The sequence below is a fragment of the Luteimicrobium sp. NPDC057192 genome (assembly GCF_042670205.1).
In the GTDB taxonomy this organism is placed as follows: domain Bacteria; phylum Actinomycetota; class Actinomycetes; order Actinomycetales; family Cellulomonadaceae; genus Luteimicrobium.
In genome coordinates this window covers 40977-53561 of the sequence record NZ_JBHUWD010000009.1, presented here as the reverse complement: position 1 = coordinate 53561, position 12585 = coordinate 40977, and the positions used below count along the sequence as shown (strand labels likewise).

11 protein-coding genes, 1 tRNA gene and 1 other RNA gene are annotated in these 12585 nt (G+C 74.1%); 5 read left to right on the top strand and 8 right to left on the bottom strand.

Annotated features, from left to right (window positions below; genetic code table 11):
• Window positions 1-936 (top strand): LLM class F420-dependent oxidoreductase, encoded by a 936-nt coding sequence (locus ACFT5B_RS06545; RefSeq protein ID WP_386797180.1) that lies wholly within the window; start codon window positions 1-3, stop codon window positions 934-936.
• A 78-nt stretch (window positions 937-1014) separates the two neighbouring features.
• Here the strand turns inward: ACFT5B_RS06545 and ACFT5B_RS06540 are convergent, their stop codons facing one another.
• From ACFT5B_RS06540 to ACFT5B_RS06510, 7 genes are all read right to left on the bottom strand, one after another.
• On the bottom strand, window positions 1015-1647 hold the full coding sequence (locus ACFT5B_RS06540) for a GNAT family N-acetyltransferase (protein WP_386797179.1): 633 nt from the start codon (window positions 1645-1647) through the stop codon (window positions 1015-1017).
• Window positions 1648-1681: 34 nt separating this feature from the next.
• Complete coding sequence (locus ACFT5B_RS06535; protein ID WP_386797178.1) at window positions 1682-2323, bottom strand: LytR C-terminal domain-containing protein; 642 nt, start codon at window positions 2321-2323, stop codon at window positions 1682-1684.
• A 65-nt stretch (window positions 2324-2388) separates the two neighbouring features.
• Window positions 2389-2685 (bottom strand): type II toxin-antitoxin system VapB family antitoxin, encoded by a 297-nt coding sequence (locus ACFT5B_RS06530; protein WP_036954593.1) that lies wholly within the window; start codon window positions 2683-2685, stop codon window positions 2389-2391.
• Between the two features lie 69 nt (window positions 2686-2754).
• Window positions 2755-4443 carry an ABC transporter permease gene (locus tag ACFT5B_RS06525; RefSeq protein ID WP_386797177.1) on the bottom strand — a complete coding sequence of 563 codons (1689 nt, stop codon included), beginning with the start codon at window positions 4441-4443 and terminating at the stop codon, window positions 2755-2757.
• Window positions 4440-5435 (bottom strand): ATP-binding cassette domain-containing protein, encoded by a 996-nt coding sequence (locus ACFT5B_RS06520; protein WP_386797176.1) that lies wholly within the window; start codon window positions 5433-5435, stop codon window positions 4440-4442. Before ACFT5B_RS06520 ends, ACFT5B_RS06525 begins: the two co-directional genes overlap by 4 nt.
• Window positions 5432-6103 carry a TetR family transcriptional regulator gene (locus ACFT5B_RS06515; RefSeq protein ID WP_386797175.1) on the bottom strand — a complete coding sequence of 224 codons (672 nt, stop codon included), beginning with the start codon at window positions 6101-6103 and terminating at the stop codon, window positions 5432-5434. Before ACFT5B_RS06515 ends, ACFT5B_RS06520 begins: the two co-directional genes overlap by 4 nt.
• A 260-nt stretch (window positions 6104-6363) precedes the next feature.
• Window positions 6364-6449 (bottom strand) — tRNA-Ser (locus ACFT5B_RS06510).
• Between the two features lie 151 nt (window positions 6450-6600).
• Here ACFT5B_RS06510 and ffs point away from each other — a divergent pair.
• Window positions 6601-6697, top strand: an RNA gene (gene ffs, locus ACFT5B_RS06505) — signal recognition particle sRNA small type.
• A 30-nt stretch (window positions 6698-6727) separates the two neighbouring features.
• Here the strand turns inward: ffs and ppk2 are convergent.
• The gene (gene ppk2, locus ACFT5B_RS06500) at window positions 6728-7585 is read right to left on the bottom strand and encodes a polyphosphate kinase 2 (RefSeq protein ID WP_386797174.1); all 858 of its coding nucleotides are present in this window, start codon (window positions 7583-7585) and stop codon (window positions 6728-6730) included.
• Between the two features lie 118 nt (window positions 7586-7703).
• Between ppk2 and ACFT5B_RS06495 the strand changes: the two genes are divergently transcribed.
• The 3 genes from ACFT5B_RS06495 to ACFT5B_RS06485 all read left to right on the top strand — a co-directional run bounded on the left by ACFT5B_RS06495 (window position 7704) and on the right by ACFT5B_RS06485 (window position 12506).
• On the top strand, window positions 7704-10712 hold the full coding sequence (locus tag ACFT5B_RS06495) for a DNA polymerase III subunit gamma and tau (RefSeq protein WP_386797173.1): 3009 nt from the start codon (window positions 7704-7706) through the stop codon (window positions 10710-10712).
• Window positions 10713-10714: 2 nt separating this feature from the next.
• Entirely contained in the window at window positions 10715-11146 is a 432-nt protein-coding gene (locus ACFT5B_RS06490; RefSeq protein ID WP_386797231.1) for a VOC family protein, read from the top strand.
• A 178-nt stretch (window positions 11147-11324) separates the two neighbouring features.
• Complete coding sequence (locus ACFT5B_RS06485) at window positions 11325-12506, top strand: hypothetical protein (RefSeq protein WP_386797172.1); 1182 nt, start codon at window positions 11325-11327, stop codon at window positions 12504-12506.
• Window positions 12507-12585: the final 79 nt, after the last annotated feature.

Sequence of the window (12585 nt, the reverse complement as noted above, 5' to 3'; positions counted from 1 at the left end):
ATGACCGATCACCCCTTCCAGCTCCGTGTCTTCACCGAGCCCCAGCAGGGCGCCACCTACGACGACCTCCTCGCCGTCGCGCAGGCGACCGAGCGCCTCGGGTTCGACGCGTTCTTCCGCTCCGACCACTACCTCGCCATGGGCACCGACGGGCTCCCCGGCCCGACCGACGCCTGGACGACGCTCGCCGGCCTCGCCCGCGACACCGAGCGCATCCGCCTCGGCACCCTCGTCTCGCCCGTCACGTTCCGCTACCCGGGCGTCCTCGCGATCCAGGTCGCGCAGGTCGACCAGATGTCCGGCGGTCGCGTCGAGCTCGGGCTCGGCGCCGGGTGGTTCGAGCGCGAGCACGCCGCCTACGGCATCCCGTACCCCAAGAACCGCATGGACCACCTCACCGAGCAGCTCGAGATCGTCACCGGGCTCTGGTCCACGCCGGCGGGCGGTTCGTACTCGTTCGACGGCGACCTCTACCAGGTCGTCGACTCGCCCGCGCTGCCCAAGCCCGTCCAGGCGCGCGTGCCCGTGATCGTCGGCGGGAGCGGCCCGAAGCGCACGCCGGCGCTCGCGGCCCGGTTCGCGTCCGAGTACAACGCGTCGTTCCCCGAGCTCGACGACATCCCGACGCTGTTCGGTCGCGTCCGGGAGGCGTGCGAGGCGATCGAGCGCGACCCCGACGAGCTGCGCTACTCCGCAGCGCTCGTGCTGTGCGTCGGCGCGGACGAGGCGGAGTTCCGTCGCCGGGCAGCCGCGATCGGGCGCGAGCCCGAGGAGCTGCGCGAGCACGGCATCGCCGGGACGGTCGACGAGGCCGTCGCGGTGATCGAGCGCGTGCGGGCGGCCGGGGCGAGCCGGCTGTACCTGCAGACCCTCGACCTCCAGGACCTCGACCACCTCGACCTCGTCGCGCGTGAGGTGGTGCCGCGCCTGTCCTGACTCACGACCCGTCCCTGAGTCGTCAGAACGTGGTGCACGTCACCGTGCACCACGTTCTGACAAGTCCCCGGGCGGCGCTCAGGAGAGGCGCAGACCGTACACGTGGCCGTCGGCCTGCTCGACGCGGCGGAACCCGAGGTGCTCGTAGAAGCCCTGGGCCTTGACGTTGTCTGCGGCGACGCCGAGGTGCACGCCTCGTGCGCCCGCGGCGCGCAGCGCGTCCGTGAGGGTCTCGATGAGGCGCCGCCCGTTCCCGCCGCCCTGCGCGTCCGGCAGCACGTCGATGTGCAGGTGGGCCGGGTAGGCGTGGAGCAGCCCGGGCGGGGTGCGTCGGGGTTCGTGGATCAGCCCGACGACGCCCGCGTCGGGGCTGCCCTCGGGGAACCTGCCGAGCGGGTACCGACGGCGGAGCCCCGGCCACCAGGACCGCTCGAGCTCGTCCTCGAACGCGGCCGTGTCGGCGACGCCCAGGACGTACCCGACGGGCCCGGCGTCAGCGCCGCCGTCGAGCACGAACGCGAGCTCCGGCGCGAACCGCACGTACGGGCCCGCGTAGACCTCGCCCAGCAGGCGGGGGTCGGCGAACTGCCCCGTCGCGTCCTCGCCGGACGCCCCGGTGCGCAGGCAGATGTCGTAGATGCGGTCGACCTCGGCGGGGTCGTCGGCGCGGACGGGCCGGATCGGCAGCGGCGGTGCGGGCGGTGTGGTCACGCCGTGACCCTAGTTGGCGCGCGCCCGCCCGGGCTCACTTGCTCGTGGACTTGGGCGTCGCCTTCGGGGCCGCCGGCAGCGGCGTGACCTTCGCGAGCGGGACGCAGCCCGGCGCCGACTTCATGGCCTTCTTGGCGTTCAGGTGCACGTCCTTGGTCGCGAGCAGCACGTGCGACTCGGTGCCGAGGACGACGTCGACGCTCCCGTCCTTGCGGCCGTCGTACGCGAGCTTCGCGTCCTTGAGCTGCGCCGCCACCGTGTACGCCCGGTACAGGCCGCGCTTGCCGAAGACGACCCGCGGCGCCACGATCTTGGACGAGTCGTTGCCCACCTTCTTGATGGTGAACCCGCGCTCCGTGAGGGCGTCGGCGGTGCTCCGCGCCAGACCGGGCTGGCCCGACGCGTTGTACACGTTGAGCGTGATCTCGGAATACTTGACCGGCTTGGTGCCCTTCGGCAGGCAGGGCACCGCCGTGGTCATCGCGTCGTCCTTCTGCGTGGGGGTCGCGATGGGCTTGCTGAAGGGCGAGCTGATGGCGCCGGTCATGATCCCGGCGGCCCCGACCCCGACGAGGGCGAGGGCCGCGAGCAGCACACCGAAGACGACGGCCTGGCGCTCGTGCATGTGGCGGCGCCGCAGCTCGCGCGGGGTCGGGGGTTGGTGCTGGTTCGCCACGCGACGAGCGTACGAGGTCGAGGGCCCCTGAGCCCACCGGGCACGCTGGGCCTGTGGGCGAATCGTTACGTGAGGACCAGAACTCGTGCGTGCAGTGCGGGCCGCTGCTGGAGCGCCGCCCGTACGGCACGGTGCAGCCCGTCCTCGAGGTACAGGACGCCCTTGTACTCGACGACGTGCGCGAACAGGTCGCCGTAGAACGTCGAGTCCTCCGAGAGCAGGTTGTCGAGGTTGAGGGTGCGCTTGGTGGTGACGAGCTCGTCGAGCCGGACCATGCGCGGCGGGACGTCCGCCCAGTCCTTGGGCGTGACCTTGCCGTGGTCCGGATAGGGGCGACCGTCTCCCACGGCTTTGAAGATCATGCGCGGAAGTCTACGAAAAGACCTGCGGGTTGCCCGTGAAGATGCCGTGAGCGTGCTGCGCCCTGGCACTCAGACGGCCGGGAGGTCGCGCCGGTGGACGCCGGCCGCGCCGGCGAAGCGCGCGTATCCGACGGCGTAGAACGCGACCGCGACGAGCGTCAGCACGACCAGGGGGACCGCCTGCGCGTCGTCGAGCGGTACGCGCGGCGTGTGCGTGAACGGCGACAGGTCGAGGACCCACTGCGGCAGGTTCAGCGCGTCGCCGACCAGCTCGAGCAGGAGGATCACCGTGATCACGCCCCAGCCCAGCGCGACGAGCCGCGGCCACCACGCGTAGCACGCGAGCACGACCCCGCCGACCACGAGCGCGGCCGGGACCTGGACCACGGCACCCCCGACGGCGTCGCCGAACGCGCTGCCCCACGAGCCGCCGGTGAGGGCGTGGCCGAGGCCCATGAGCACCCCCGCCGCCCCGAGGATCAGCACGATCCCGGCGACCGACACGACGGTGGCGACGCCGACGTACCGGGCGCGGGTCACGCCGGTCGTGAGCTGGACCTCGGCGCGCCCGGACGACTCCTCGCCGCGGAGCTGGGTCGCGTAGGTGACCGTCCAGGCGGCGGCGACGATGCCGACCCAGCCGAGGATGAGCGCCGTCATGACGTCCTGGAGCCGGCCCGTGCCCCCGAGCTGCTCGATGAGCTTGGCGGCGTCGGCGTTGCCCCCGACGAGGTCGTCGGCAGAGCTGAGGATCAGGCCGAGCAGGAAGCAGTACGCCCCGACGGCGTAGGCCCACGACGCGAGCGACGCCCCCTGGAGGCGGCGCGTGAGCGCGAGCGACGAGTCGAGCCTCGGCGCGTCCGCAGGGCCGGGCCGCGGCTGGAGCACGCCTGCTCCGACGTCCCGCCCGACGGCGAGCCGCGCCGCGACCCCGACGCCCGCCACGGCGAGCGCGAGGCTCAGCAGCGCCGGGGCGTAGGAGTTCGTGCCGAACGGGTCCATCTGCTCGGCCCAGCCGACGGGCGAGAGCCAGCGCAGCCAGCCGAGCCCGTCCTGGACGTCGGCGATGCCGCGCAACGCGTAGCCCGCGACGAGCACGAGCACGGCGATCGTCGTCGCGGTCCGTGAGACCGTGGCGACCTGCGCGCCGACTGCGCCGAGCCCCGCACCGGCGAGGCCGATCGCGAGGTACTGGACCCCGACCGCGACCGCGCCGGCGCCGTCGCCGGGCGCCTCGGCCACCGCCGCCAGCGAGCCCGCCATGCCGAGGGCGGTGACGACGCTGAGGATCGTCGCGACGATCGTGCCGGCGGCGAGCGGGGCGAGCGCGCCCACGGGCGCGGCGCGCACGAGCTCGAGGCGCTCGGCCTCCTCCTCCTTGCGCGTGTGGCGGACCACGGTCATCGCGGTCAGGACTCCCACGACCACGAGCATGAACAGCCCGATGCGCCACTGTCCGACGCTCGCGACGGACTGGGTGTTCTCGAGCGGCCCCAGGAGCACCCGGAACGCCGCGTTGGTGCCGAGGGTCGCGGCGGCGGAGTCGCGGTCGGCCTGCGTGCCGTACGCGGTGCTCACCGAGGCGAGCGTGACGGCGAACGTCGCGACGAGCACCACGACGGTCACGGGCAGGACGACGCGGTCCCGGCGCAGGGCCAGCCGCAGCAGGAGGCCCGTCCCCGCGAGAGGGCGCCCGGGCCAGACGCTCGACCCGGCCCGCGAGGGCGCGGGGGTGGCGGGGGCGGTCGTCGTCGTCATCGCTCGACCGCCGGGGCCTTGCGCGCGGAGCCGCGCCTCGCGGCGCCCACGGAGTCGGAAGGGCCGTCGTCCTCGAGGAGCTCGAGCTCGTCGCCGTACTGCCGCAGGAACAGCTCCTCGAGCGACGGCGGCGAGACCGTCAGGCCGTGCGCCCCCAGCTCGCCGAGGGCCCGGGTGGCGTCCGGGGTGGCGGTGTCGTCGAGGTGGAAGATGACCGTGCTGCCGGAGGGGTCGGGCACCGTGACGTCGTGGACGCCGTCGATGCGGGCGAGCGCGTCGCGGGCCGCGGCCGGGTCGTCGACGCGCGCGCTCACGGCGGACCGCGTGAGGTGCCGGAGCTCGGCGAGCGTCCCCGTCTGCATGGTGCGGCCGGCCCGGATGATCGTCACGGTGTCGCACAGCGCCTCGACCTCGGCGAGCACGTGGCTCGAGAGCAGCACGCTCGTGCCGGCCTCCGTGGCCTCGCGGACCGAGTCCTGGAACACGGCCTGCATGAGCGGGTCGAGCCCCGACGTCGGCTCGTCGAGCACGAGCAGCTCGACGTCGGCGCAGAACGCGGCGACGAGCGCGACCTTCTGCCGGTTGCCCTTGGAGTACGTGCGCGTGCGCTTGGTCGGGTCGAGCTCGAACCGGTGCAGCATGCGGGCCTTGCGGGCCGGGTCGGGCCGCACGCCGCGCAGGCGCAGCAGGAGGTCGATGGTCTCGCCGCCCGTGAGCTGCGGCCACAGCGTGACGTCGCCGGGCACGTAGGCGAGGCGCTCGTGCAGCCCGACGCCGTCCGTCCACGGGTCCTTGCCGAACAGCCGGGCGGTGCCCGAGTCGGCGTGCAGGAGCCCGAGCAGGACGCGGATCGTCGTCGACTTGCCCGCGCCGTTGGGCCCGAGGAACCCGGCGACCTGGCCGGGCTCGACCCGGAGGTCCAGGCCGTCGAGCGCGTGGACCGTACCGAAGCTCTTGTGCAGGTCGTGCACCTCGACCGGCGGCGTGTTCATCGATCCTCCTGGGTGGTGCGGGCGGGCGTGGGGTGGGTGGTGTCCTGCGCGAGGAAGGCGTCCAGGAAGCGGCGGTCGGTGAAGAGGCCCTCGGTGAAGACCTCGAGCCCGGGCAGCGTGCCGCGCGCGGACAGGCCGACGACCCAGGACGCGAGGTCGGTGGGGGACTCGGGCTCGAGTGCGTACGCGAGCAGCAGGTAGCCGAGGCTCATCATCGTGAGCTGCTCGGCGCGGGCGTCCGGGTCGCGGGAGGGGCGCACGCTCCCCGACGCGACGCCCTCCTCGAGGTTGTCGCGCGTCTCGGTGACGAGGTCCGCGACGAACCGGCGCGCGAGGTCGCCACCGGCCTGGAGCGAGCGCAGCAGGTAGGTGGCGAGCCACGCGTAGTGCTCGTCGGCGGCGAGCCGGAGGATCGACGGCGCCGGGTCGGCGGCGAGGAGGGCCTCGGCACGGGCCTCGTGGATCTGCTCGAGCACGTGCTCGTCGCACGCGCGCCGCAGGCCCTCCTTGGACCGGAAGTGGTGGATGACGAGCCCGGGGCTCACGTCGGCGTCGGCGGCGATCGTGCGCACGCCGACGCGGAACCCGTCGGCAGCGAACCGCGCGATCGCGGCGTCGCGGATCCGCGCGCGGGCGGTGAGGTCGTCGTCCGGCGGTGCTGAACGCATGTTCAACAGGCTATACAGGTGTTCAGCCTTGCGGCAAGACACCCGCCCGCGTCGGCGCGAAGAGCCCTGTCGGCACCGCGGCCAGGCCGGCGGGTTCGACGTCGTGCGTCTGGCCGTCGGCGACCGGTGCGTGGCGCAAACGCAGGACGGCGGCCGTCCCAAGCACGAGGAGGACGCCTGTCGAGCCCGTCCTGCCGGGGCACTCGCGCAAAAAAAATGACGCGGGACATCGATCAACGATGTCCCGCGTCATCACACTGCGGAGGATGGGGGATTCGAACCCCCGAGGGCTGTTAACCCAACACGCTTTCCAAGCGTGCGCCATAGGCCACTAGGCGAATCCTCCTCGCCGCGCTGCGTCGTCGGGCGAGCCCGGCACGCACTGCGGCCTCACGAGGATACCGGACGGACCGGGTCCCACCGAAACCGGGCCCCGCGGCGCCCCGGGCCGGGCGCAGGGCGGTCCCGGAGGGGGCTCGTCGTCCGGTACCCTGGACGCAGACCCCTCGTGCGGCGTCATCCTGCTGAACTCCCCCAGGACCGGAAGGTAGCAAGGGCAGGCGGGCTCTGGCGGGTGTGCGGGGGGTCCTTACTTTCCCCGGTTCCCGCCGCGGCCCGGACGGCTCAGAGCGAGCGCTCGGGGTCCCCGAGGAGCGAGAGCGCGGAGTCGGGCACGTAGGTGTTGAGCTCGCGCGGCGGACGCTCGTAGCCGCGCGACGCCGCCGGCCGGTCGGGCAGCGAGATCTCCTCCCCGGCGGCCACGTCCTCGTACGGGATCGTCGACAGCAGGTGCGAGATCATGTTGATCCGTGCGTGCTTCTTGACGTCCGACTCGACGACGAACCACGGGCTCGCGGCCAGGTCCGTGTGGACGAACATCTCGTCCTTCGCTCGCGAGTAGTCCTCCCAGCGGTTGATCGACTCGAGGTCCGTGGGGCTCAGCTTCCACCGGCGCACGGGGTCGGTCAGGCGCGACCGGAACCGCTTGAGCTGCTCGGCGTCGGACACGGAGAACCAGTACTTGCGCAGCAGGATGCCGTCGTCGATGAGCATCTGCTCGAAGATCGGCGTCTGGCGCAGGAACCGGGCGTGCTCCTGCGGCGTGCAGTAGCCCATGACCTTCTCGACGCCGGCCCGGTTGTACCAGGACCGGTCGAACAGGACGATCTCGCCCGCGGCGGGCAGGTGCGCGACGTAGCGCTGGAAGTACCACTGCGACTTCTCGCGCTCGGTCGGCACGGGCAGGGCCGCGATCCGCGCGACGCGCGGGCTGAGGTACTCGGTGATGCGCTTGATCGTGCCGCCCTTGCCGGCCGCGTCGCGCCCCTCGAACACGACGACGACGCGCGCCCCCGTCGCGCGGACCCACTGCTGGAGCTTGACCAGCTCCGCCTGGAGACGGAACAGCTCGGCCTCGTACACGTCGTCGGGCAGGCGGGCCGGCCGCTTGCCCTTCTTCTGCTTCTGCTGCTCCTTCGCCATGGCGGAACGGTATGCCCGGCGGCTCCGTCGCGGGGGACCGGAGCCGGGTGAGATCGTGCCCGAGGCCGTGCGGTGGACGACTCCCGGAGCGTCAGGGGCGGCGTCTACAGTTGCCGGGGTGAGCACAGCCCTCTACCGCCGCTACCGCCCGGAGACCTTCGCCGAGGTCATCGGTCAGGAGCACGTCACGGGGCCCCTCATGCAGGCGCTCCGCACCGGCCGCGTCAACCATGCGTACCTCTTCTCCGGGCCTCGCGGCTGCGGCAAGACGACGTCCGCGCGCATCCTCGCGCGCACGCTCAACTGCCACGCGAACACCCCCGAGCACCCGATCGACACCCCGTGCGGGGAGTGCCCGTCGTGCGTCGACCTCGCGCGCGGCGGCTCCGGCAGCCTCGACGTCGTCGAGATCGACGCCGCGAGCCACGGTGGCGTCGACGACGCCCGTGAGCTCCGCGAGCGCGCGACCTTCGCGCCCAGCCGGGACCGCTACAAGGTGTTCATCATCGACGAGGCCCACATGGTCTCGTCCGCGGGGTTCAACGCGCTCCTGAAGATCGTCGAGGAGCCGCCCGAGCACGTCCGTTTCATCTTCGCGACGACGGAGCCCGACAAGGTCATCGGGACGATCCGCTCGCGCACCCACCACTACCCGTTCCGCCTCGTGCCGCCGGACGTCCTGATCCCGTACCTGGACGAGCTGTGCCGTGCCGAGGGAGTCGAGGTCGGGTCGGGCGTGCTGCCGCTCGTCGTGCGGGCCGGGGGCGGGTCCGTCCGCGACACGCTCTCCGTGCTCGACCAGCTCATCGCGGGCGCCGACGAGGCCCCCGGGTCCGGCGAGTCCGGGCAGCGGCGCCGCGTCCTCGACTACGAGCAGGCCGTGGCCCTCCTCGGCTACACGCACGCGACCCTGCTCGACGACGTCGTCGGGGCGCTCGCGGCCCGCGACGGCGCGAGCATGTTCCGGGTCGTCGAGCGGGTCATCGAGTCGGGGCACGAGCCGCGGCGCTTCGTGGAGGACGTCCTCGAGCGCCTGCGCGACCTCATCGTGCTCGTCGTCGCGGACGGCGAGGCGGTCGCCGCGCTCGGCGACCTGCCGAGCGACCAGCTCGACCGCATGCGCGCCCAGTCGACCGCGCTCGGCCTCGGCGAGCTGTCCCGGGCAGCGGACCTCGCGAACGCCGCGCTCACCGAGATGACCGGCGCGACCTCGCCCCGCCTCCACCTCGAGCTGCTGTGCGCGCGCCTCCTGCTCCCCGGTGCCGACGACGGCGCCGCCGGGTTCGGCGCGCGGCTCGACCGGTTGGAGCGGGGCTGGGTCGGCAGCGGTGGCGGGTCCTTGCCGGCTGCGCTCCCTGCCGGGGACGTCCCGGCGTCGCGTGCCCTCCGGCCCGTCGAGGTTCCAGCGCCCGCGGAGCGTCCCGCTCCCGCGGAGCGTCCGGCGCCTGCGGCCGCCGCTGAGCCCGTGGTGCCGGCGCCCTCTGCGCCCGAGCCCGAGCCCGAGTCCGGCTCGGGGTCCGTGGCGGACGACGAGCCCGCCTCGGCTGCGGACGACGCGTCGTCCGATCATCCGCAGGGAGAAGGCGAGGGCGCACCGGCGGACCCGCCCTCGACCGAGACCGAGCCGGCCGGTGAGGACGGCTCGGACGCCGGCGCCACCGCCCCGGAGCCCGCGCCCGTGGTGCCCGCCGATCCGGCCGTCGCAGCCGCTGCGCCCGTGGGCGGGTCGAACGTCGCGCACGTCGAGAGCGAGCTGATCCGACGGCGCTGGGACGAGGTCCTCGCGACGCTGGCCCGGTCCAGCCGGAGCGCGTGGAGCCTCGTCGCCCCCAACGCCACCGTCGCGTCGCTCGAGGGCAACGTGCTCACGCTGTCGTTCAGTTCCCCGGGCCTGCAGCGCGCGCTCCAGAGCGGCAAGGCCGAGGCGGTCGAGAAGGCGGTCTACGAGACTCTCGGCTTCCCGGTGAAGGTCAGCGCGGTCGTGGGTGGTACCCCGGCGCCGGTCGCCCGGCCGCGCGCCGAGCACCGTCAGGCGCCCCAGGACGACGACGGCGGCGCCGACGCCCCCGGCCACCGAGGCCCCGCTCCGAGCGCACCCTCCGCCGGCCCCGCGGACACCGACACCCCCGGTGCCCACGCCGCGGACGCCGGCGAGCCGAGTGGCGACAGCGCGGCCGACGACCGGCCGGGCACCGCCGAGGACGGCGCGCCCGACGTGCCCGCTCGTCGCGCCGCGGCCGAGCAGCCGGCGGCCCGGCCCGACCACGCGTCGGCGGCGGACGCCGCGTGGCTCGCAGGGACCCCCCGCAGCGCGCCGGGCGCGACCGACGTCCCCGCCACCTCCGCGAGCGCCGGCGCAGCGCCGGCGACGGTGAGTGCGCCGGGCGCCGCCGCGCAGCCCGCGACGCCCGCCGACGGACCGACCGCCGCCTCGTCGGCGTCGCCCGGGCAGCGTGACGAGGTCCCCGCACCGGGGGGCGCGACGGACCGTCCCGCCGCGGACCGGCCCGTGACGGACGCCCGTGCGTCCGCTCCCGCGACGCAGTCCGGGGCTCGCCCGTCCGCACCTGCCGAGCCGAGCGCGCCCCAGGCTGCCGACGAGCCGGCGTCCTACGACGGCATCCCGGTCGCCGAGCCGCCGGACGACGGCCCCTTCCCGGACGACGGTGGGTCGTGGGCTCCCCGACCCTCCGGCGGGGGAGCGGGTCCGGGCGCACGACCCGCGGCCACCACATCGGCGGCTTCCGCGCGGCCCGCGACGGTGACCGCGTCCGCGTCCTCGGCAGCGCCGCCCGCGAGGACGGCGGCGCCTACGCCCGCCGCCCCCGTGTCGGCGCCCGCGCCCGTGCTGACCGGGGCGGCGGCCGCACGCGCGGCCGCGGCCGCCCCTCGCGCCCACGCCCCTGTGCCGGCGGCGGCTCGCCCAGCAGCGGCCCCCGACGACGACGCCCCGCCCTGGGACGACGACGCCACACCGAGCCCCCGCTCGCAGGGCGGACGCGGACCGGGTGGACCGGGCAACGCCGGCCCGGGCGGCGCTGCGCCGCTGAACCTCGTGGGTCCGGCGCTCGTCGCGCAGCTCCTCGGCGGGACCGTGATCGACGAGATCGTCGACCAGCGCGAGTGACCATGCCGGACGACGAGGTGCGCCCTGCGACGCCGGCGCCGCCCCGAGGTCTTCACCACGTGGAGGTCTGGGTGCCCGACCACGCCCGCGCGGACCGGTCGTGGGGCTGGCTGCTCGGCCGCCTCGGCTACGAGCGCACCTCGACGTGGACCGACGGGTCGCGCTGGGACCTCGGCTCGACCTACCTCGTGCTCGAGTCCGGGCCCGACGTGCGGCCCGTCCCGCACGACCGGGTCCGCCCCGGCGTCAACCACCTCGCCTTCTGGGCTGGCACACCCGGCGACGTGGACGCCCTGGCGAGGGACGCCGTCGGGCACGGGTGGCGGCAGCTCTTCGCCGACCGGTACCCGCACGCGGGCGGTCCTGACCACTACGCCGCGTACCTCGAGGACGGTGACGGGTTCGAGGTCGAGCTCGTGGCCGACCACCCCTAACTCGGCGGGCGCGCCGAACCTTCGTCGCTCGCGAGGCCGCCGGCCGCGCGGCTCCTCTTGTGATCCAGTTCCTCACGTAGTTGGATGAATCGAGTGACAACGTTGACGTTGGCACCCTGTCCGCCGCGTCATCGACGACGCGGCCATCCACGAGAGGACTCTCATGGCACGAAGAACGTTGGCTCGAACCCTTGCCGCGCCGATCCTGGCCGCGGCCACGATCGGCGTCCTCAGCCTCGCGGTGGCGCCCGCCCAGGCCGCCACCGCCGGATCCGACGGCGCGCCACCGGCCGGCACCGGCAGCCTCGGCCAGTGCGGCGCCGGTGCCCACCACGGCGCCCTCGTCCCGACCGGCGCGACCGCGAACACGCAGTTCACGCAGGCCTTCCGCGACTTCGGCAACAGCGGAGGGGGCTGGGCCGACCAGGGCGGCTGGGCGGCGTCGGACGGGGTCTACTCGACGACGGTGCCCGGCAAGGGCGTCGTGTGGCTCATGAACGACACGTTCCTCGGACCCGTGAACCCGGACGAGAGCATGACCCAGCCGGGCTTCATCCACGGCTCCGCGGTGCTCGGCGGCCGTGACGGGCTGCCCGACACGACCATCACGGGCGGCACCCAGGACGCGCCCGAGTCGCTCGTCTCCCCACCCGGGAGCACGGGCGACCCTTGGTACTGGAACAGCGACGGCATCGTCGACGGCGGCAAGCTGCTGCTCTTCGAGGGCCGGACCGGCACGACGGACGGACCGCCGCCCTGGAACTTCGGCTGGCTCGGCATGGACATCGCGACGCTGTCCACGAAGGACCTCCACGTCGAGAAGATCACGCCCACCTACGGCACGCCGGGCGGCGTCGAGTGGGGCAACGAGCTCGTGCGCTGCGGCGGACACATCTACGTCTACGGGCAGAACGCCGGCGTCATGTACGTGGCGCGAGCGCGCGTCGGGCACCTGGCCGAGATGAGCTGGCAGTTCTTCGACGGCACCGGCTGGTCGACCGACGAGTCGGCGGCGGCGCCCATCGGCGACGACGTCGGCGCGTCGTACAGCGTCACCCCGATGGACGGACAGTTCGTCCTCACGACCACCGCGACGGGGATCTTCACGGACCACCAGATCTACGTCGCGACGTCGGACTCGCCCACCGGGCCGTTCGTGAACCGCACCGCGGTGTACACCGCGCCCGAGGGCGTGGGGCACATCTACGCGCCCTACAACGTGGCGGCCCACCCGGACATCAGCCGTCCGGGCGAGCTGGTCGTCTCGTACAACGTGAACTCGCAGGTCGGTGACGACCTGCTCGCGGACGCGAACAACAACCGCCCGCGGTTCGTGACGATCACCTTCGGGCACCGCTAGCCCGACGGCGCCGCCCCTCGAGCTGTCAGAAGCTCACGGCACCTTGGTGCCGTGAGCTTCTGACACGTGCGGGCGCGTG